Genomic DNA, 19,144 nt, shown 5'->3' with positions numbered 1-19,144 from the left:
TCGATCGTGGCACATTCTCGGGCCCTTTGATCCGACGCCAGATGGTCACGACGAAGACCACCCACGCAGACACGGCGGGCGTGCCACGACTCCCTCTGGCCCGCCCGGACCAGGGCAACTACAGTGCGACCACGGCATTTGACATCGAGGGCCATATACGAAAACGCCGAGCGCTACCCGCTGACGCTTGACAGTTTTTTGTTCGAACGTACCGCTAAGTGTCCACTTCAGGTGGCTCGCCGGGCCGAGGCCGCTCGGAGACCGCCGTTTCGGACCGTCAACGCCAGTGGCAGATGCCGCCGCCGTCACAGCGATGACCATCATCGTTGCGCAGCCCGTTGTCGCCGCTAGCGTCGGTCTTCGACTCCCCTCCCGCGCTCACCAGATCAGCACCTCCGCATCTGGATCCGACGAACCGTCAGGCGCCCGATCTTCTTTCCTGGTTCGGTGCCTGATGGGTCGTTTGCTCTACGCGAAGGCGCTAGTTTTCAGGGTGAGGTCCCATGTCGACCCGCCGGACTATGGTCTGGTCGGGCTCGCCGAGCTGCCGAACGACTGGGGCGACGACCGACCGAAACGCGACCTGAGCAAACAGTCCCGCTCACTTCCGCGTGGCCGTGGGAGGACGAGGACCGGCCCCAGGGAGGAGCATTGGAGCACAGTTGGCATGCCGATGCGGACGACCGGAATTGCGTTTCTCCGATTGCGTGCGCCCCATAGGATCTCCGGTGATCAAGGGAGATGACACGGTGGGCGATTTCGAGCAGTTCGTGGTGGATGTAACTACGCGTCTGTCCGCGATGTCCAAGGGCGAGTTGTACGTCGTCGGCGACAGTCTTGACCGGGACTCACTCTGGCTCACCTTCCTCGAGTCCTTTCCCGCCGGCACCAATCTCCGGTTCCGTGAGCGGTCCGAGTACGACTGCTCGACCTGCCGGGGCTTCGTCAAGAACCTTGGAACCGTCGTTGAAATCGACAACGGACAGGTCCGCACCGTCTGGTCCGGGGTGTCTGCATCCGACCCCGTCTTCTCCATCGTCGCCGCCGCAATGGACGAATTCGTTGGCTCGCTGCCGTTGTCCGGCGTCTTCCGGTCCACCGAGGCGCAGTACGGGGCGAAGACGACCCGATCCCTGCGCGACGGCCAGGTCGAGGTGTGGCACCACCTGCACGGCCGGGTGGAGAAGCGGCATCGCACCGACGACGTCGGCGCTGCACGGGGCGCCTTCGACACCGCGGTGCAGGTGTTTCAGCGTGGCCTGGCCGAGCTGACCCAGCACGCCCTGGACACCGTCGTCGACCTCATCGACGACAACGCGCTCTACCGCGGCACGGAGCATCGTCGGGCGGTGACCGAGTTCCGGTCGCTGCAGAACCAGTGGACGCAGGCGACCGACGGTCGGGCCTTCACTTTCGCCAACGCCATGAACCCGGCGGCCCGGTTCCGCAACACGGTGATCGGTACCCTCGTCCAGGATCTCTCTGCGGGCGTGGACCTGGAGCAGGCGGTCCGGTCGTTCGAGACGAAGGTGGCACCGCAGAATTATCGGCGCTCCACGGCGTTGATCACCCCGGCCATGGTCAAGGCCGCGATGAAGACCATCGACGAATTGGGCATCGAGGATTCGCTGCAGCGACGGTTCGCACGGCTGTCCGACGTGTCGGTCACCAATGTGTTGTGGGTCGACAATGACACACAGTCGCGGATGAAGGACGGCATTGAAGGGCTGCTCATGCAGGCGGCCACCACCAGGTCGTCAGGTGCGCGCCTTCGTGACGCGAAGCCGGAGGAGATTCCCGTGGTCGCCTTCATGAAAGACATTCTGCCCGGTGCCGCGGCCATCGACCTGTGGGTTGCCAACAGCCACGAACCGCACTTCGTCAGTCTCACCACCGGCCGGCACCCGTCCGCCCCGCGCCTGTTCACCTGGGACAACGATTTCGGCTGGTCCTACCGCGGCAACCTCGCCGACTCGATCAAGGAGAAGGTCAAGCGGGCCGGCGGCAACGTCACCGGCAAGTTGCGCGTTAGCCTGTCCTGGTTCAACCACGACGACCTCGACCTGCACGTGTTCGAACCCAACGGCGACCACATCTGGTACCAGGACAAGCGCAACAAACTGGACGTCGACATGAACGCGGGCGGGCCGTTCTCGCGCGAGCCGGTGGAGAACGTCACCTGGACCGACCACCTCCCCGACGGCGAGTACCGGATCGAGGTGAACCAGTTCAGCAAGCGGGAGAGTACCCAGGTCGGCTTCGTGATCGAGACCGAAAGCAACGGCAAGATCGAGCATTACAGCCACGAGCGGGCGGTCGGCCAGAAGGAAACCGTCGAAGTGGGCCGGATGACGGTCACCAACGGGGTGATCACCGCTTTCCAGCCGGGTAAGGACATCCGGCCGGGCAGCGCCGGCAAGGAACTGTGGGGCATCACCACCGAACAGTTCGTGCCGGTGTCCACCATCATGTACTCGCCGAACTACTTCGACGACAACGAGGTCGGCAACCGCCACTACTTCTTCATCCTGAAAGGGTGCGTGAACGACCAGCCCACGCGAGGAATCTACAACGAGTTCCTCCGCGGCGACCTGCAGCCGCACCGCAAGGTGTTCGAGGTGCTCGGCGACCGCACCAAATGTGAGCCAACCCCGGATCAGCTGTCCGGCCTCGGCTTCAGCTCCACGGTTCGCAGCTCTGCGATCGCCAAGGTGACCACGGTCGGCGGCCGGCGCCACCTGATCAACATCCAGTTCTGATCCCCTGCCCCAACGTCCCAGAGAGAACGCCGTGACCATTTTTGAAAAGGCCACGCGGGAGAAGTTCCGCTACCCGTCGGCCAAGGGCATGCTGACCACGGAACAGCTGTGGGAGCTTCCGCTGACCGCCAAGTCCGGGTTCAGCCTCGATGACGTGGCCAAGGCCGTCAACGCCGAGCTCAAAGCCATCGACACCGAGTCGTTCGTGGCCACCGAGACCAATCCCGCCAAGGCAACCTTGGAGACCAAGCTGGAGGTCGTCAAGCACGTCATCGCCTTCCGCCTCGCAGAGGACCAGGCGGCGAAGGCAGCGGCAGCCAAGAAACTGGAGAAGGAGAAGCTGCTGACCATTCTGGGCCGCAAGCAGGACGCGGTCCTGGAAAACCTGACCGAGGAAGAACTGATTGCCCGAATCAACAACCTGTAGCCTGCCGACGATCAACGTCTGTCAACGGGCCAGCACATCGCCGAGAAGTACGCCGCCCCGCGGCTCAGCCAGCAATGAGGTCGAGGACTGCGGGCGAAGCTCGGTCAGTGCCTCCACGCGGCTGGCCCGCCTGGAGCGATCGAGGCTACGCCTCCATGACTAGATCCTCGGCGAGCGCCGCCAACGCCAAAACCGTCCTGGTCGCGATCGAACAGGACGGTCCGAACGTCGTGCCGTCGCGGCTCGGACCGGGCCGGGCTGGCTTCGGCACGAGATCCCGCCCCTGGTCATGCTACGTTTGCGATCATGACGACCGAGCGGAACCTGGATCAGGATCTCGGCGTCGAGCAACGCTCGTCTGACTCGCCGTATGTCGAACGGCTTTATCGGGCCGGCGGGACGGTGGGGACGGCGCCGGCCCGGATGCGGTCGGTGGCGAACTCCAACTGGGAGCTGGTGATCTGGCGGGACCGGGGCGTCACGAGCGTGGCGGTCCGAGGTCCGGAGACGACGCCCGCCGTGGTGGACGTTCCTCCGGGCGACGGCGAGACCTTCGGGATCATCTTCCGGCACGGCGCCTACCTGAAGCCGCTGCCGGTGGCGGACCTCGTCGACACCGCGGTGCTGAGCCCGCACGTGACGGAGCGCTCGTTCGTCCTGCAGGGCGACGACTGGCAGCTGCCGACCTACGACAACGCCGACGTCTTCGTGGACCGCTTGGTCCGGGCCGGGATGCTGGTACGCGACCCGCTGGTCACCGACGTGCTCCGGGGCGACACGACGACCCTGGTCACTCCGCGGTCCGTCCAGCGCCGGGTGGTGGCCGCGACCGGGTTGACCCAGGGCACGGTCCGGCAGATCGAACGGGCCAGGCAGGCGGCGATCCTCCTGGCCCAGGGCGGGACCGCGACCGACGTCGTTCAGCAGGTCGGGTACCACGACCAGCCGCACCTGGCTCGCTCGTTGATCCGCTTCCTGGGCTGCACGGCGACTCGGCTGCAGCGCCCCGAGCCCGGCGAGGTGCTGTCGCTTCTGTACAAGACCGACGCCGAGATACGCCCCTAGCGTTGTAGATGCGGCCGGACAACACCGGCACGCGATGACGTTGAAGGAAGGCGCTGATATGGCGTACACGCAGATTTATGTGAACCTGCCGGTCGCGGACCTGGAGGTGAGCAAGAAGGTCTACACGGCGCTGGGCGGAACGATCAATCCGCAGTTCACCGACGACACGTCGGCTCAAGTGGTCCTGACCCAGGCGATCGCCGTGCAGCTGATGACCCACGAACACTTCGCGAACTTCACGAAACGGCAGGTCGCCGAGGGGCCGGTCGAGGTGATCAATGCTCTGGCCGCCAGGTCGCGCGAGGAGGTGGACCAGCTCGCCGAGGCGGCCCTGGCCGCCGGCGCGGTCGAGCCCCGGCCTGCGCAGGACCTGGGCTGGCTGTACAACCGGGCCATCGACGATCCGGATGGTCACTCCTGGGAGCTGCTGTCGTACGACCCGAGCGCGACCGGTGATGATCCGGCCGCCGGTCGCGACTGACCCGGGCCCCCAGGGGACCACGCCGCTGCGAGTGCTGGGCCGATCATGCTCACGTCCGCCCGCGGATTGAACGAGCGTGTTACCTGGTTGCGTTGCGGAATGCGACGCGGTCGATGTTTGGTGGTCTGCCGCCGACACGACCGCGCCGCTTCCGGCTGGCGATCTGGTCTTGGGCTCCGGGATGACTGATGTCTCGCGAACGCAGCAGCCTCCGGTTGGCCCGTGACGAATATGCCTTCTCGCCGACGCAAAGCGCCCCCACCAGGTGATGAGTGCCGTGCCGTTCACGGGGTTAACGTGTCCGAGGGGATTCGAGCCCCATGTGTCGCGCCCATGAGATCGTCTTTCGCCCGCCGAGCGGTGTCGTGGCGGCCGGTCGAAGATGCTGTCGCATCCGTGCGCGCCTCGACGGCCGACGGTATGCACCTCTGGGAGGTGGACGGCGTACCGGTCGCGATTGCAGCCGGAGCCGAACTGCGAGGCCATGATCGCAACTGCTGGAAAGGGACACCGGCGGCCGAGTGGGGGGCCGGTCGCCGATGTCCCTTCACCGTCCGAGCGTCGGACCTGGCGTCAGCAGGCGCCCATGACCGTCGCGCACCAGCCTGTGCTGGGGCAGGCGACGACGCACTGGCCGTTGTACGGCTTGTAGGTGCACTTGTGGCCGTACTTCAGCCCGCGCGAGCAGTAGCAGAACCGCCAGAAGGTCGCGGTCGAGCAGGTGATCGCGTGCGCCTCGTGCTGTGGGACGACGCCGGCGAGCAGCCAGTCACCGACCCGCGTGATCAAGTTCGACACGAACTTTCCCTTTCTTCAGCTTCAGCAGGAGCACGTCTGCTTGTAGATCTCGCACTTGTACGTGATCTGGCCGTTGCTTAAGAACGGGCAGCAGACCTGGAACTTCCGCAGGTTGTATCCCGAGTAACCGCAGCCGGCGACGCAGTAGCTGCCGTACTTGCAGTTGCCGGCCGATGCCGTGGCCTTGGGCACGACTCGCGTGAGCACCCCGTCGGTGATCCGTCCGAGCGTCTTCAGCACTCGTCGGCACCTCCTTCCTTCGATCGAGCTGAGCTTGCAGTGCGCCAGCAGACTGACAGCGACGGCTTGAACGGAAATTGCACTGCACTTGAATTCGCAGGCCACGGGTGGTTTCCGCGGGTCATCCCCAGCCGACCGGCGCAACGACGGCACCGTGAAGTCCGGCGTTGACCAGCGGATTCAATTCCGCTGCAAGAATGGCTCAACTCTCCTCTGCGACCGTTTCCCGTCGGGCCCGCGTACGCCTGGCGGGCCTGGAGAGAGAGGTTTGAGATGATTGCGTTCGTAATTTCGCTGGTGGTGCTCGTCGGTGTCGTCGCCGGACTGAACCTGCTGCTCACCGTGGGCGTGATCCGGCGGCTCAAGCTGCATACCTCGCAGCTGGCGAACCTGCCCAAGATGGACGGATCGAACGAGTCGCTGATGATCGCCGAAGGCGAGCGGATCGGGGAGTTCGAGACGGTCACGAGCGACGGCGAGGCGGTTTCCCGGGACAGTCTGTCGGGGCAGACCCTCGTCGGCGTCCTGTCTCCCAGCTGCAGCGCGTGCGAGGAACGACTGCCGGAGTTCGTGGAGACGGCCAAGGCCTTTCCCGGCGGACGCGGTCAGGTGCTGGCGGTCATCGCCGGGCAGCCTGACGAGGTGGCTGGGTACCTGCAGAAGCTCGCACCGGTGGCGCGGGTCGTGGTCGAGCCCCCGATCGACGGCCCCCTCGGCAGCGCGCTGAAGGTCCAGGGTTTTCCGACGTTCGCCCTGCTGGATGGGGAAGGCACCGTCGTGGCCGGTGGGATCTCCCCCAAGCAGCTGCCCATGCCCGCCGCGGCCTGAGCAGCGCCGCCGAGCCGATGACCGTCCACAACGGAGAGGCCAGGGTCAGCCGGGCCGGCGTGATCCGGGCGCTGGGACTCGCCTGGCACGCCGGCCGGTTCCACCTGCTCGGCTACGGAGCGCTGACGCTGCTGACGGCCGCCGTGCCGGTCGCGGTGGCCTGGCTGACCAAGCGCGCGCTCGACGCCATCGTCGAGCCGGCCGACGCCGGTCCCGTCCTGGCCGTCGCCGGAGCCGGACTGGCGCTGGCGGGCCTGATCGGCGGGGCGGCGCCGCACGCCTCGGGTTACCTCACTACCGAGCTGGGGCGCCGGGTCGGTCTCCTGGCGCAGAATCGGCTGTTCCTGGCGGCGGAGCGGTTCGTCGGGCTCCGGCCGTTTGAGGACCCGGCGTTCCTGGACCGGCTGAACCTGGCCCAGCAGGCCGGCGGTTCGACGCCGGGCCAGGTCGTCTCCGGTGCGTTCGGCGTCGCGGGGAGCACGGTCACGGTGATCGGGTTCGTCGGGTCGCTGCTTCTGCTCAGTCCTCTGCTGGCGGCCGGGGTGGTGGCCGGGGCGATCCCGGCGGTGTTCGCGGAGTGGCAGCTGTCACGGCAGCGAACGGCCATGATGTGGCGGGTCAGCCCGCTGCAGCGGCGGGAGTTCTTCTTCCAGCAACTCCTGACCAGCGTCCAGGCGGCCAAGGAGCTGCGTCTGTTCGGCGCGAGCGGCCACTTCCGCGAACGCATGCTCGGCGAGCGGCGTACGGCCGACCGGGAGAGCCGCCGGATGGATCGGCGCGAGTTGCTGACCCAGTCAACGCTCAGCCTGATCAGCGCGCTGGTCGCCGGGGCCAGCGTCGTCTGGGCGCTGCTCGCGGCCGGTCGGGGCGAGCTCACGGCGGGCGACGTGACCCTCCTCATCGGAGCGATCGCCGCCGTCCAGGGCGGAGTCGCGTCGTTGATCAGCCACATGATGCACACGCACCAGGAACTCACCATGTTCGACCACTATCTGACCGTGATCGACAGCGAGCCCGACCTGCCCGTACGCGAGCACACCGCGTGGACGCTGCCGTTGCAGTGGGACATCCAGTTCCGGGACGTGTGGTTCCGGTACGCCCCGGAGCAGCCCTGGATCCTGCAGGGCGTCTCGTTCACCATCCATAAGGGACAGACGGTCGGCCTCGTCGGGCGCAACGGCGCGGGCAAGAGCACGCTGGTGAAACTCCTGTGCCGGATGTACGACCCCGAGCACGGCTCGATCCGGTGGGACGGCGTCGACCTGCGCGACCTCGAGCCGGCTGAGCTCCGGCGGCGCATCGGCGTCGTGTTCCAGGACTACATGGAGTACGACCTGACCGCCGCCGAGAACATCGCGCTCGGCGACCTGGACACGCGGCCCGACCGGGCGAAGATCGTGGCGGCGGCCCAGAAGGCGGGCATTCACCATAAGCTCGCCGCCCTGCCCCGGGGCTACGACACCCTTCTGACCCGGATGTTCTTCGGGCCTGAGGCCGACGACGGCGACCCGGAGAACGGCGTGCTGCTGTCGGGCGGGCAGTGGCAGCGGGTCGCACTGGCGCGCGCGCTGCTACGGGACGAACGCGACCTGCTCATCCTGGACGAGCCGAGTTCCGGGCTGGACGCCGAGGCCGAAGCCGAGATCCACCACACCCTGCGCGCCTACCGCCGGGGCCGGACCAGCCTGCTGATCTCCCACCGGCTGGGCGCCCTGCGCGACGCGGACACCCTCATCGTGCTCGACCAGGGCCAGGTGGTCGAGGAGGGCGGCCACGACGAGCTGATGGCCGCCGGCGGTGTCTACGCCACCCTGTTCACCCTGCAGGCGGCCGGTTATCAGCGGCCGGAACTCTCGGAGATCGTGTGACGGCGTACCTGGCGATCGCGGCGGTCGTCCTGATCGGAGTGGCCCTGGCCTGGCTGCGGCGGCGGCTGTCCGTCGTCACCGTCGTGGGCGACAGCATGCTGCCCACCCTCCTGCCCGGCGACCGTCTCCTGGTACGCCGGACCCCCCTCGCCCGGGTGCGTACGGGTGACCTCGTGGTGCTGACCTATCCGCAGCTCGGCGAGGTCCCCGACGGCCTGTCCCCCGCGCACGAGTTGCTGGTCAAACGGGCGGTCGCGACGGCCGGCGATCCGGTGCCGGAGTCGGTCGCCGAGGTGCTCATGGTCGCCCCCGGCACCCCCGTACGCCCTGGCGCGCTCCTGGTGCTCGGCGACAACGCGAGCAACAGCTACGACTCCCGCGTCTTCGGGTACGTGCGCCCGGATCAGCTGGTCGGCGTCGTGCTGCGGCCGATCGGGGCACTCAGGCCGGTTTCCTAGCCACCACCAGTTCCCAGCCGGACGGCAGCACCTCGATCTGGTCGAAGCCGGTCTTGTCCAGCAGCGTGGTGTAGAAGGACACCTCGCGCGGCGGCTGACGCACATCGCTTGCCCCGTATCGACTCTTCACTGACTGCGGTGGGTGCGTATCTCGTCGGGCCAGGCGAGGGTGACGCCGAGCGTGCCGGTGAGCAGCCGCTGGTAGTCCGCCAGCTCGGTGGCGTCGGCGCGTACCTTGCGGGGTGGCGAGCGCCGGTCCAGGCAATAGGCCGCCAGCGCTCCGGCCGCTTCGCCGATGCTCCATTCGACCGGGTGCAGGCGGTAGCAGCCGTTGGTGATGTGGGTCGTGCCGATGTTTTTGCCGGCTGCGATGAGGTTGTCGACCCGGATCGGGAGCAGGGCGCCGAGCGGGATCTGGAACGGGTAGGACTCGATGTCGACGTAGGTCCGCCCGCTCGTGCTGGGGTGCAGGTCGATGCGGTAGTGACCGATGCCGACGCTGTCCGGGAAGACTTCGCTTCCCGCGCCGGCTGGACGGGCTTCGACGCCGACGTGCTGCTCCACGATGGTCAGCTCGGCCTGGATGCGACGCGATTCGCGGATGTACGGCGCGAGGGCCAGTCCGTCGGCGGTACCCATGACGTCCGGACGTAGTCGCAGGCCCGGATATCCCGCTTCGGTTTGCATCCAATGCAGGAAGGACAGCGACAGGTCGCGGGCACCGTCAAGGGCGGCGGCCCGGGTGGCGTGGTCGACGCCGAGCAGCGGTGCCTGCCAGTAGTCGATCTGCGGCCAGTTCACCAGGGTGATGTCGGCGAATCCGGGACCCGTGAACTGGCGGGCGGCCAGGATGCGCCGGTAGTGCCACAGGTCGTCGGCGGGTCCGCCGCCGGGTTCGGCGGCGAAGATGGGGCGGTGCCGGGTCTTGAGGCTGACTGGTTCGACATCGGTCCACGACAGTTGCGGGCCGGGCCAGAAGGGGGCGACCGTCGTACGCCAGAAGTCGTAGCCGGCGGGGCGGTCGATGGTGTGGTCTTCGCCAGGTCGATGCTCGATCGCGAAGCACCACGAGATCGACTGCTGGTCGAGCGGGTCGGCGACGGGCGGCGCATGGGGTTCGCCCGTGGTGTCCTGGCCCTCGGCCCCGATGACATGCTCGACACCGGCCAGCGGCAGCAGGTCGCCAAGCTCGGTGGCGTCGAGCACGTAGTCGGCCGTGATCGTGACTGCGGCGCCGTCGTCGCGACGCAAAGTGACCGCGGCGATTCGGTCGCCCGCGGTGTCGGCCGCGATCGGTTCGTGCCGCAGCAGGACCGTGACCCGACCAGCGGACCGCCACGGCGCCAGCAGCTGGTCGACGACGGCGAGGGCGGCGCGTGGTTCGTGACAGATCCGGCTCACATGACCGAGTCCCGGGTTGAGCAGCGGGTCGGCGGCCGCCTGGGCGGTGAGCGGGTAGTTGTCTCGATAGTAGCGGCGGATCCGCTGCCGGAACCCGGCATAACTGGCCGCGGTCAGCGGGGTCTCGATCCAGGCGTTCTCGTCCGGTGGCACCGCCTGGCTGGTCAATTGCCCGCCGAGCCACTCGGTGGGCTCGGTGAGGACCACGGTCCGGCCGAGCTTGGCCGCGGTGAGGGCGGCGGCCACACCGCCGACTCCCCCACCGACCACCAGGATTTCCGTGTGGAGCTGTGTGTTCACCCTGTCGGCTCCTTGTCGCGTACGACGCTCGGTCCGCGGTGGGCACCGATTCGCGCGAACCATTTCGCGGCGAAGTCGAGGTCCGGCACGACGCCCGGCGGCAGCGAAATGGATTCCGTGCAAGGCTCCGTAGCCACGTCCTGGGCACGCAGCTCGGCGATGACGTCGCGAACGCGTACTCCCACGGGCTTGACGGCGTTCGCCGCGTCGATCAGACCGAGCCCGTACTCCAGCTCGTCGAACCCGGCGAATCGGCGGTCGATGTCGTGCGACGCCCACCAGGTCACCGCGACGACCTCCGGGATCGCCGCGACGCGGCGCAGCATGCGCTCGGCGAAGTCCGGCACCGTGGTGTCCTGCAGCCAGTCCCCGGACACGCCGACTTCCTGCACCCACAAGGGTTTGCGCGGTCCGTCCATAGTGGCCAAGGCGACCTGCGCAAGGTAGTCGGGGATCGCCCACGCGCCGCGCTCACCCTCGCCGAAACGCTGCAAGGCCCCGGTGAAATACGGCCACGCGTGGATCGCCACCAGGTCGGAGATCGCCACCACGGTGTCCACGCTGAGCGCGCAGTCGCCGGTCATCCACGGCTCGTGGTCCACACCCACAGTTATTGGTACGCCGGGAGCCCCGTCGCGGGCGGCGGCGACCATGCGCTGCGCCCACCCGTCGCAGCTGCCCGGGCCGAGACCCGCCTTGCGCATGAGGACGTTGGGCTCGTTGGCGATATCGAGGCACCAGAAGGCGGGGTGGCCGGACACGGCTTTGCCGACTTCGGTGACCAGCGACGCGGATGCTTCGACGGCGGCCGGGTCGGTGAACGGATTGGCGTCGCGCAGCCAGGCGGGCCGGAAGTCGAACCCGCTCAGCCAGCCGTCGAGCACCGTCGGGCAGACCGCCAGGCCGCGCGCGTGCGAGAGGTCGAGCAGCCGGACGAGACGGGACGTCATCAGTGGGGAGACGTATCCGGGGTTGGGCTGGAACAACGGCCACAGGCACTGGATGCGAATGTGGTCGAAGCCGAGTTCCACGATGACGTCGAGGTCGCGTGCGATGTCGGTCTCGTTCCAGTCGACCCACGCGTACCACCAGTCGCGGCTGGGCAGGTAGTTGACGCCGTAGCGGACAGTGTTCACGAGGCGAGCCTCGCGGTGAGGAAGGCTGCCTGCCGTGGCCACTGGGCCGCCGAACCGCCTTCGTGCTCGTTGTAGTGATGAACGACGATGTCCTTGTCTCCCGCGTACGCGTTGTAGGCGGCGAACACGGTGGACGGCGGGCAGACCGGATCCAGCAGTCCGACGGAGAACAGCGCGGGCGCCGAAGCGCGGGCGGCGAAGACGGCCCCGTCGAAGTACGCCAAGGTGGTGAAGACCTGCTCGGTCATCTCCCGCCGGACGGACAGATATCGGACGATCTCCTGATACGGGTCGCGGCCCGTCATGCCGACAGCTCGTTCGAAGTGGCACAGGAACGGCACGTCCACCAGCGCGGCGATGAGGTCGTCGGCCAGGCCGGCGACGGCCAGCGTGATACCACCGCCTTGGCTGCCGCCGCCGACCACCACCCGAGCCGGGTCGACGAGCGGGTGCTCGCGGACGGCGTCGATCGCGCGGACGGCGTCGGTGTAGAGGCGGCGGTAATAGTAGATCTCGGGGCTTTCGATGCCCCGGGTCATGACACCGCTGGCTGCCGGGCCGCTGCCGTGCGGGTCCGGGGTGACGCCACCGACGCCCCACATCGCGCCCTGGCCGCGGCTGTCCATGACGAAGCAGGCGTATCCGGCGGCGACCCAGGTGAGCCATTCGTGGGGCAGGCCCCGGCCCGAGCCGTAGCCGAGGTACTGCACGACGACGGGCACCGGCCCTTCGGCGTGCGCGGGAACGAGCAGCCAGGCGGCGATCGGCTCACCGGCGTAGCCGGAGAACCGCACGTCGAACACGCGGCAGGCGGTCAGCGGCGAGTCGACGGGCGTGAACGTCGGCTTGTCACCGGCGGCGCGCGCCTCGGCGAGCGTACGCGTCCAGAACTCGTCGAAGTCCGCGGGCTCGCGGACCTCGGGCCGGTACGCGCGCAGCTCGTCGAGGCCCAGGTCGAAGCGGGGCATGGGGTCCTTCCGATCAGACGGGGTGGACGGTCAGGCAGTAAGTCCGTTGTGGATGGTGAGGGTGATGGCGACGGTGCGGGCGGCGCCCGGCGCGAGCGTGAGAGTGCCGAGGTCGTCCTCGGGGTGATCGTGGGGTTGAGACGCGGGCTCCACCGCGAGCGCGTCGGCAGCCGCGTACCACGGGAAATCGGGCGTGGCGCGGCGTTCCTGCCACACGTACGCCCGGCCGAGCACGGCGGCATCCCAGCACAGCCCGACGGACAGTCCATCGAACCCGTGGACGAGGGCGTGCCCGGTCTCGACCGGCCGATCTTGGAAGGCACCGGCGCCCAGCGGAACGATGGCGACTTTCGCCCCGTCGAGTTCGACGTGCCCACCGTCGAAGATCGCGGCGTCGAACGACGGGTGTTCGGCCCACCCGAGGCGGACCTCGGTCGGGCCCATGTTCTGGACGGTCGTGGTCACGCGGACCTCGTCGACGATGATCTCGACGGTGCGGTCGACGGCCAGGGGTACGGTCCGCAGCAGAACCTGCGCGCGGCAGGCCGTGGTCGAGGTCTGCTCGAGCCGCCATCGCCGCCAGGCCGCCTCGCCGTGGAACGGCTGTGCGATGCCGCCGACGACCGCCGGGCCGAGCGGGCGGGGCAGCAGCAGATGCCAGCCGCCACGGTAGCGCCGATGCCATTCGGCGACCGACCCGGCCATCGGCGGCCCGTCGTCGAGCCCGGCCCACGGCGTACGCAAGAGCAGTTCCCGGCCTCCGGCGCGGATCGAGGCGATGCATCCGCCGTCGGTGAGCACCTCGGCGTCCAGCCGGTCGGTTCCGATGCGGACGTTCATCCCTTCAGCGCCCCGGAGTTGCCGGCCGCGCGCAGGAACTGGCGCTGGAACACCAGGAACAACAGCACCGGGATGATCACGGAGATGAACAGCGCGGCCATGAACTGCGCGAAGTCGCCGGAGTTCTCCAGCCTGGGCAACGCGACGGAGATCGGCTGGTCCTGCGGATTGGGCAGCACCAGCAGCGGCCACAGGAACTCCTTGTACGCCCCGACCAGCGTCAGCAGACTCACCACGCCCAGAATCGGCCGGGACATCGGCAGGACGAGCGAGGCGAAGATCCGGAACGGGCCGGCGCCGTCGATCCGGGCCGCCTCGAACAGGTCACCCGGGATGGCGGCGAAGAACCGCTGCATCAGCAGGACGTTGACGGCGTTGGCCGAGGCGGGCAACCACACCGCCCACAAGGTGCCGATCAGGTTGGTGTGCAGCAGCGGCACATCCATCACGGTCAGGTAGAGCGAGACGAGCGAGATGACGCCGGGGATGAACAGCGTGGCGAGGATCGCGGCGTACACCGCCTTGGCGTACCGGGGTTTCAGCACGGCCAGCCCGTAGCCGCCGGTCGTCGCGACGAGCAGCCCGAAGAACAGTGATCCGGCCATGAGCCACAGCGTGTTGACGAAGTAGCGGGCGAAGTCGACCTTCGTCCACACCTGGCTGAAGGTGTTCCAGTGGACGCCGCTCGGCCACAGCGAAAACGGGGCGGACAGGGTCTCGGTCGATGTCGAGGTGGCCGCCTTGAACAGCCAGAACAGCGGCCCGACACACAAGACCACGAGCACGGTGAACACGAGTACGCGTACCGCCGCAAGCGCGACCCGTACGCCGGGGCGGCGCCGATCGATGCGCGACAGGATGCTGCGTTCGGTGTCGGCGCTCATGAGGTGCTCCATCGCTTGGTCGCCCGCAGGTAGATCCAGGACAACGCCGACAAGGCGACCGCCAGCAGCAGGCTCAACGCCGTCGCTCGTCCGTAGTCGCCGGAGACGAAGGCGTACCGGTAGATCAGCATGAGGATGGTGACCGTGCGGTTCTCGGGACCGCCGTTGGTCATGATGTACGGCTCGGTGAAGACCTGGAAGGTGCCGATCAGCTGCAGCAGCAACATGACCAGCAGCACGCCGCGCATCTGTGGAAGGGTGACGTGCCAGAACCGGCGGAACGCGCCGGCGCCGTCGGTCTCCGCGGCGTCGTACAGCTCCGTCTGCACGCCCATCAGCGTGGCGAGGTAGATGATGGTCGCCGTGCCGAACGATGCCCAGGTGGCCTGCAGCACGATGGAGGGCATGGCGAGATCGCCGTCGTTCAGCCACGCCAGCGGCCCGAGGCCGAACCACCGCAGCGCGGTGTTGAGCACTCCGGTGGGGCTGGGGTCGAAGAACGCCTTCCACAGCAGGACCGCCACCACCGGCGGGAAGATGACGGGCAGGTAGACCAGGACCGAGGCCAGCCCGCGGGTGCGGCGCAGCTCGGCGATGACCACGGCGAACAGGATGGGCACCGGGAAGCCGATCACGAGCGCCAGCACCGCGAACCACAGCGTGTTGAGCGAAGCGGTGACCAGCAGCGGATCGTTCAGAACCCGGGTGAAGTTCTCCAGGCCGACCCACTGGGTCGTCAGGAAGTTGGTGCGCTGGACGCTCAGGGGCAGCGACCGCAGAATCGGCCACCAGGAGAACAGTCCGAACGACAGAAGCATGGGCAGGAAGAACACCAGCGTCGTCAGCCCGCCTCGGCGTACCCATTGGATGGGACCGCGCGGACGACGGCTCGGCGCGGACTCCGGCAGGCCGAGCGCCGGCCGGGGCCTTGTGGGAGCAGTCAGCGGAATCACCTCGTGTCTTGGCGGGCGTTGTCGCGCCGCGGGCGCGCGGCGCGACAACGGTTGGTGCGATGATCAGCCGGCGTCGATGATCGCCTGGACCTTGCGCTGGGCGTCGGTGAGCAGCGCGTTGATGTCGGCGTCTCGGCGGGTCAGGACGGCCTGGACCACTGTGTCGAGGGTGCCGTAGGTTTCCTGCGCCTTGGTCGGCGGTTCGGGGACGAGAGCCACGGTCTGCGCGGTGGCGAAGAACGAGGCGTAGTTCTGGCGGGGGACGTTGATGTAGTCCTTGACCCAGCCGAGGTACTTGTCGGTGGTCGCCTGGTCGAACAGCGGCAGCGCGGGTGCGCCGACCGGCTGCTTGTCGGCGGCCTTCGCCTTGGCGTCGGCGACGGCGTCCTGCTCGCTGTTGTACTTGCGGAAGTTGTCGAACTCCAGCCACTTGAGCGCGGCCTTGATCTCGCCGGCTGAAGCACGCGGGTTGATGATCGCCACCGTGCCGCCACCCAGCGTGCCTAGACCCTGGCTGGCCTGCGGCAACGGCGCGAGGCCGAAGTCGTCGGGCTTCATGCCCATGGTCGACACGACCGTCGTGTACGCGTCGGCGCCCTGCACGAACATGCCGATCTTGCCGCCGGCGAACGCCTTCATCGCGTCGTTGTAGCCGAGCAGGAAGTTCGAGCCGAACGTGTTGTCGTCCCAGCGCAGTGAACGGTAGAACTGCAGCGCGCTGCGGGTGGCGTCGTTGTCGACGGTGGCCTTCTTGCCGTCGGCGGACTGGATCATGCTGCCGTTGGCGTAGCTCATGGTGGTGAGCACCCAGCCGCCCGTGTTGTCCTTCGTCATGCTGCCGAAGCCCTGCACGCCGGTCGCCGTCTGGATCGCCTTGGCCGCGGTGCGGACCTCGTCCCAGGTGGTCGGGGGCTTGTCCGGGTCGAGGCCTGCCTTTTTGAACAGGTCGCGGTTGTAGAGCAGGCCCATGCTGTACGCCTGGATCGGCACTCCGAAGATGTGGCCGTTGGAGTCCTTGGCCACCTTCAAAATCGACGGGTTGATGCGGCTGACGGCGGAGTCCGCGCCCACCGCGCTGGTGATGTCGGCGATCTGCTGCCGGGCGATCAGGCCCTGCATCTCGGTGAACGGCACGTAGAACACCGTGGGCAGTTTGCCTCCGGCGAGCTGCGCCTGGAACGTGCGGATGTCGAAGACGGCTTCGTCGCCGACGACTTTGATGTCGGGGTTGGCCGCGCTGAAGTCGGTGATCTTGCGCTTGAACGCGTCCAGCTGCTTGGGCTGCTGGCTGGTGGGCATACCGGCGACGGTGATCGAAACCGGTCCGGACTTCTCGTCGTCGGATCCGCTGCAGCCGGCGGCCAGGGCGAGTGCTGCGACGGCCAGCGCGGCCGGCGCGAGAATCCGTCTTCTGGTGGTCCTCATGAGTCTCCTCGCAGAATTCGTTGGGCTGGGGTCACCCCGTGGGAGCGGTGCGCGGAATCAGGGAGCGATGAGTCCCCCGTCTCGGCCGCGCACGCGCGCGGCCCAGGCGTCATGGCCGGCCAGGCCGGCGGGGTACCGGGCGGCGGCCGTCTCGTCGAGGTCGATGCCCCAGCCCGGCGCTTCGTGGGGACGCAGCCAGCCGCGTTCGATGCGCAGCGTGCCGGGGAAGACCTCGTGGACGGCGTCGCCGTACACGTGGCCTTCTTGAATGCCGAAGGCCGGGCTGGTCACGTCGAGGGCGACGTTGGCCGCCGCGCCGATCGGCGAGGTGTCGCCGGGCGCGTGCCAAGCGGTGCGCACGCCGACGAGCTCGGCGGCGGCGGCGATTTTGCGGGCGGCGGTGAGGCCGCCGATGCCGGAGATGTGGGAGCGGATGAAGTCGACGCCTCCGCCGAGCACGAGCCGGGCCGCGTCGGTGAGCGACGTGGTCAGCTCGCCGACGGCCAGCGGCACCGGCGAGGCCGCCCGCACCTCGGGCAGGCGGTCCCAGTGCTCGGGCGCGATGACGTCTTCCAGGAAGAACAGGCGGTACGGCTCAAGCGAGCGGGCGAGCACGACGGCCTGCTTCGGGGTAAGCCGCGAATGCACGTCGTGCAGGAGGGAGATGTCGGGACCGAGACGATCCCGGGCCGCCGCGAACAGTTCGGGCGTACGCCGGAGGTACTCCTCGACGTTCCAGCCGTCGGCGTACGCGTAGTCGGCCGCGGCCGGGCTCGGGGGAACGGCCGGCGCGCCGTAATGACCCGCACCGGGCTGACCGGTCTGCAGCCGGATGTGGCGCAGCCCCTGCTCACGAAGCCGCTCGGCGTGGTCCAGGGTCTCGGCGACCGTCGCGCCTACGGCATGCAGATACGTGTCGGCGGCTGCGCGTACCTTGCCCCCGAAGAGTTCGTGCACCGGACGTCCGGCCCTTTTCCCGGCGATGTCCCACAGCGCCTGGTCGAGCCCGGAGATGGCGTTGTTGCCGACCGGGCCTTCGCGCCAGTAGGACGAGAACCGGGCCAGGCGCACGAGGTCTTCGATGTCGCCGGGGTACCGGCCGACCACCAGCCGGGCGAGGTGCTCCTCCACGTAGGCGGCGACCGCCTTCCAGCGCTGGGTGAAGGTGGCGCAGCCCAGCCCGTACAACCCGTCGTCGCTGGTCTCGACCTTCACCACCAGCAGCGGGATGCCTTCGGGGGCGGTCGCGATCGCCCGTACGCGGGTGATGCGCACGTCATCGGGCGCCTCCCACGGCTGGGCGAAGGCGGGCGGGGCCGGCTGCGCGCTCATGCGGATGCCTCCACGTTCTGGCCGTCCTCGATCGAGATGGCGGGAGCCCAGCCGAGGACCCGGCGGGCGGCCGAGGTGTCGACCGGGGCCTGCCGGCCCGCGAAGGTCCGATGCCGCTCGACACCGTCGGCATACCGGTCTAGCAGGTCTTCGGTGGCTTCGGCCATGATCGTGTCTTCCGCGGCGACCAGCAAGGTGTGCATCCCGGAGAGCGGCTCGGTGAGGCTGCGGACGATCGCGTCCAGCGCGTCGGCCATCTCCAGGTACGCCCATCCCTCCCGGGCCAGCCGCGCCGCCTCGCCGGGCGCGGCGAGCATCTGCGGCACCGTCCGGCGGAGCACGTCGAGCTCCCGCACCAGCGGGAAACGCAGCGCGACGACGGTCATGTCCCAGCGGCTCGCGGCGTACGCGCCGATGTGCTCGTCGACCCACTTCGACAAGGAGTACGCGTCGTCGTGGGCGATCGGTGAAGCCTCGTCCAGCGGGTAGTACGCCGGCCGGATGTCGTGCCGGTTCATCGGTACGCCGAAGGCGTTGATCGAGCTGGCGATCACCGCCCGGCGTACGCCCGCCGCTCCGGCGGAGGCGAGCACGGTGAAGGTGGCCGAGGTGTTGCCGACGAACACCGCCCGCGGCGTGTCGAGGCTCGGATGGGCGGTGGCCGCCAGATGCACGACCGCGTCGACGTCCGCCAGCGCCTCGCGTACCAGGTCTTCGTCGGCGGCGTCGCCGGTGACGACCCGATCCGCGCGAGTCGGCGCGGTCCATGTTCGAGACAGCCCGGTGACCGCGATGCCGCGATCGGCGAGCGCCTCGACCGTGGGCCGGCCGAGTGTCCCGTCAGCGCCGGTGACCAACACCCGGGCGGGTCGGATGAGCTTCGGCACGCGTGTGAACCTCACGTTCGATTCAGGGTTGCGAAACTGCTTTCGCAGCAGAGAGAAGCACACGGCCGCGGCCAATGTCAACACCCGGTTTCAG

At 68.4% G+C, this 19,144-nt stretch carries 18 protein-coding genes and 1 pseudogene; 7 read left to right on the top strand and 12 right to left on the bottom strand.

Annotated elements, in window-relative coordinates:
• The first annotated feature begins 749 nt into the window (after positions 1-749).
• The 4 genes from AB0H43_RS27485 (at position 750) to AB0H43_RS27470 (ending at position 4,732) form a co-directional block, all read left to right on the top strand.
• Positions 750-2,759, top strand: coding sequence for a hypothetical protein (locus AB0H43_RS27485; protein ID WP_360003883.1), 2,010 nt, complete (start codon positions 750-752; stop codon positions 2,757-2,759).
• A gap of 31 nt (positions 2,760-2,790) precedes the next feature.
• Entirely contained in the window at positions 2,791-3,186 is a 396-nt protein-coding gene (locus tag AB0H43_RS27480; protein WP_360003882.1) for a hypothetical protein, read from the top strand.
• Positions 3,187-3,492: 306 nt separating this feature from the next.
• Complete coding sequence (locus AB0H43_RS27475; protein ID WP_360003880.1) at positions 3,493-4,251, top strand: helix-turn-helix domain-containing protein; 759 nt, start codon at positions 3,493-3,495, stop codon at positions 4,249-4,251.
• A gap of 34 nt (positions 4,252-4,285) precedes the next feature.
• On the top strand, positions 4,286-4,732 hold the full coding sequence (locus tag AB0H43_RS27470; protein WP_360003878.1) for a VOC family protein: 447 nt from the start codon (positions 4,286-4,288) through the stop codon (positions 4,730-4,732).
• Between the two features lie 121 nt (positions 4,733-4,853).
• Here the strand turns inward: AB0H43_RS27470 and AB0H43_RS27465 are convergent.
• From AB0H43_RS27465 to AB0H43_RS27455, 3 genes and pseudogenes are all read right to left on the bottom strand, one after another.
• Positions 4,854-4,976 (bottom strand): annotated as a pseudogene (locus AB0H43_RS27465) (IS5/IS1182 family transposase); the annotation flags it as partial.
• Positions 4,977-5,305: 329 nt separating this feature from the next.
• Positions 5,306-5,530, bottom strand: a complete 225-nt coding sequence (locus AB0H43_RS27460; protein WP_360003876.1) for a hypothetical protein — start codon at positions 5,528-5,530, stop codon at positions 5,306-5,308.
• A gap of 21 nt (positions 5,531-5,551) precedes the next feature.
• The gene (locus AB0H43_RS27455) at positions 5,552-5,770 is read right to left on the bottom strand and encodes a hypothetical protein (protein WP_360003874.1); all 219 of its coding nucleotides are present in this window, start codon (positions 5,768-5,770) and stop codon (positions 5,552-5,554) included.
• 273 nt (positions 5,771-6,043) lie between these two features.
• On the opposite strand from AB0H43_RS27455, the gene AB0H43_RS27450 reads away from it, so the two are divergent.
• Genes AB0H43_RS27450 through AB0H43_RS27440 form a run of 3 tightly spaced genes read left to right on the top strand, consistent with a single transcriptional unit; the run spans position 6,044 to position 8,924 of the window.
• On the top strand, positions 6,044-6,598 hold the full coding sequence (locus AB0H43_RS27450; protein ID WP_360003872.1) for a TlpA disulfide reductase family protein: 555 nt from the start codon (positions 6,044-6,046) through the stop codon (positions 6,596-6,598).
• Between the two features lie 17 nt (positions 6,599-6,615).
• The gene (locus AB0H43_RS27445; protein WP_360003870.1) at positions 6,616-8,466 is read left to right on the top strand and encodes an ABC transporter ATP-binding protein; all 1,851 of its coding nucleotides are present in this window, start codon (positions 6,616-6,618) and stop codon (positions 8,464-8,466) included.
• Positions 8,463-8,924 carry a S26 family signal peptidase gene (locus AB0H43_RS27440; protein WP_360003868.1) on the top strand — a complete coding sequence of 154 codons (462 nt, stop codon included), beginning with the start codon at positions 8,463-8,465 and terminating at the stop codon, positions 8,922-8,924. The genes AB0H43_RS27445 and AB0H43_RS27440 overlap by 4 nt, the downstream gene beginning before the upstream one ends.
• 126 nt (positions 8,925-9,050) lie before the next feature.
• Here AB0H43_RS27440 and AB0H43_RS27435 read toward each other — a convergent pair whose 3' ends face one another.
• From AB0H43_RS27435 to AB0H43_RS27395, 9 genes are all read right to left on the bottom strand, one after another.
• Positions 9,051-10,625 carry an FAD-dependent oxidoreductase gene (locus AB0H43_RS27435; RefSeq protein ID WP_360003866.1) on the bottom strand — a complete coding sequence of 525 codons (1,575 nt, stop codon included), beginning with the start codon at positions 10,623-10,625 and terminating at the stop codon, positions 9,051-9,053.
• The gene (locus AB0H43_RS27430; protein ID WP_360003864.1) at positions 10,622-11,761 is read right to left on the bottom strand and encodes a hypothetical protein; all 1,140 of its coding nucleotides are present in this window, start codon (positions 11,759-11,761) and stop codon (positions 10,622-10,624) included. The genes AB0H43_RS27435 and AB0H43_RS27430 overlap by 4 nt, the downstream gene beginning before the upstream one ends.
• Positions 11,758-12,729: an acetylxylan esterase gene (locus AB0H43_RS27425; protein WP_360003862.1), complete on the bottom strand. Its 972-nt coding sequence runs from the start codon at positions 12,727-12,729 to the stop codon at positions 11,758-11,760. Before AB0H43_RS27425 ends, AB0H43_RS27430 begins: the two co-directional genes overlap by 4 nt.
• A gap of 30 nt (positions 12,730-12,759) precedes the next feature.
• On the bottom strand, positions 12,760-13,569 hold the full coding sequence (locus AB0H43_RS27420; RefSeq protein WP_360003861.1) for a hypothetical protein: 810 nt from the start codon (positions 13,567-13,569) through the stop codon (positions 12,760-12,762).
• A complete protein-coding gene (locus AB0H43_RS27415; RefSeq protein ID WP_360003860.1) occupies positions 13,566-14,453 on the bottom strand; it encodes a carbohydrate ABC transporter permease in 888 nt (295 codons plus the stop codon). Before AB0H43_RS27415 ends, AB0H43_RS27420 begins: the two co-directional genes overlap by 4 nt.
• Positions 14,450-15,406 (bottom strand): sugar ABC transporter permease, encoded by a 957-nt coding sequence (locus tag AB0H43_RS27410; protein WP_360003858.1) that lies wholly within the window; start codon positions 15,404-15,406, stop codon positions 14,450-14,452. The genes AB0H43_RS27415 and AB0H43_RS27410 overlap by 4 nt, the downstream gene beginning before the upstream one ends.
• 63 nt (positions 15,407-15,469) lie before the next feature.
• A complete protein-coding gene (locus tag AB0H43_RS27405; protein WP_360003856.1) occupies positions 15,470-16,831 on the bottom strand; it encodes an extracellular solute-binding protein in 1,362 nt (453 codons plus the stop codon).
• 57 nt (positions 16,832-16,888) lie between these two features.
• Complete coding sequence (locus AB0H43_RS27400; RefSeq protein ID WP_360003854.1) at positions 16,889-18,163, bottom strand: enolase C-terminal domain-like protein; 1,275 nt, start codon at positions 18,161-18,163, stop codon at positions 16,889-16,891.
• Positions 18,160-19,050, bottom strand: coding sequence for an NAD(P)-dependent oxidoreductase (locus AB0H43_RS27395; RefSeq protein WP_360003852.1), 891 nt, complete (start codon positions 19,048-19,050; stop codon positions 18,160-18,162). Before AB0H43_RS27395 ends, AB0H43_RS27400 begins: the two co-directional genes overlap by 4 nt.
• Positions 19,051-19,144 lie beyond the last annotated feature (94 nt).

This window comes from Hamadaea sp. NPDC050747 (genome assembly GCF_040654195.1).
Lineage (GTDB): Bacteria > Actinomycetota > Actinomycetes > Mycobacteriales > Micromonosporaceae > Hamadaea.
The sequence above is the reverse complement of the archived record's forward strand: the minus strand, read 5'-3'. Positions and strand labels throughout refer to the sequence as shown.